At 70.0% G+C, this 921-nt stretch carries 2 protein-coding genes; one reads left to right on the forward strand and one right to left on the reverse strand.

The features are described from left to right. Positions 1 to 16 precede the first annotated feature (16 nt). Complete coding sequence (locus QMO14_RS33295) at positions 17 to 274, reverse strand: hypothetical protein (protein WP_301512400.1); 258 nt, start codon at positions 272 to 274, stop codon at positions 17 to 19. Positions 275 to 351: 77 nt separating this feature from the next. Between QMO14_RS33295 and QMO14_RS33300 the strand changes: the two genes are divergently transcribed. Continuing rightward, the coding region (locus tag QMO14_RS33300; protein ID WP_301512402.1) for a tripartite tricarboxylate transporter substrate binding protein at positions 352 to 921 on the forward strand (570 nt) is incomplete at its 3' end.

Here is a 921-nt window from a genome sequence, read left to right on the forward strand (position 1 = left end):
AGAGCACCGCCGCGCCCTACAAGGTGGTGCTCTCGAAGCGCTTCATGAAGTTCGCGGACTCGGCCGTCAGGGCCGGATTGACGCGGTCCTCGGCGGTCATCAGGAGCTTGTCGCAGGCGCGATGGCTGAACTGCTTGCAGCCGTCTGGCACCACGCGTGCGTCGATCAGCGGGCCCCAGCGCTCGGGCGTGTTGGTCCAGCTGTCGGAGGCCAGCCGCTCACGAGCGGCGACGTCGACTGGAACGGCCAGGCGCTCGGCGACAAGCCGCTGCACGCCCGGCTTGGCCTGGGAATCGCATTCGCGCCCCAGGAGAACGTCGTTTTCGGCGAGCTGACGGTGGCGGACAACCTGTGGCTACCGACGTGGTCGCGCGCGCCTTCGCAGACTACGCATCGCGCACGCTGGGCCAGCCATTCGTCGTGGACAACAAGCCCGGCGCCAACACCATCCTCGCGGCCGAAGCGGTCGCCGCCGCCCCGGCCGACGGCTACACGCTGCTGCTGGGCGCGACGAACCACACGATGATCCCGGCGCTCTACAGCCAGCGCGTCAAGTTCGACGCGGTGCGCTCCTTCGCACCAGTGTGCTCGCTGGCCGTGAGCCCCACGGTGCTGGTGGTGGGGCCGTCGATGCCGGTGAAGTCGCTCGGCGCCTTCCTGCAGGCCGTGAAGGCCGAGCCCGGCAAGCGCACCTATGCCACGCCGGGCTCGGGCAGCTCGGGCCACTTCGCGAGCGCGCAGTTCACGCGGCTCACGGGCACGTCGATGAACCACATCCCGTACAAGGGCGCGGCGCAGGCCGTCACCGATCTCATCGGCGGACAGGTCGACAGTTCCTTCGCCACGCTGGGCTCGGTGCTCGCGCAGGTGCAAAGCGGCAAGCTGACCGCGCTGGCGGTGGCCGCGCCAAGGCGCTCGGCG

This window comes from Variovorax sp. CAN15, assembly GCF_030462475.1.
Classification (GTDB): Bacteria; Pseudomonadota; Gammaproteobacteria; order Burkholderiales; family Burkholderiaceae_C; genus Variovorax.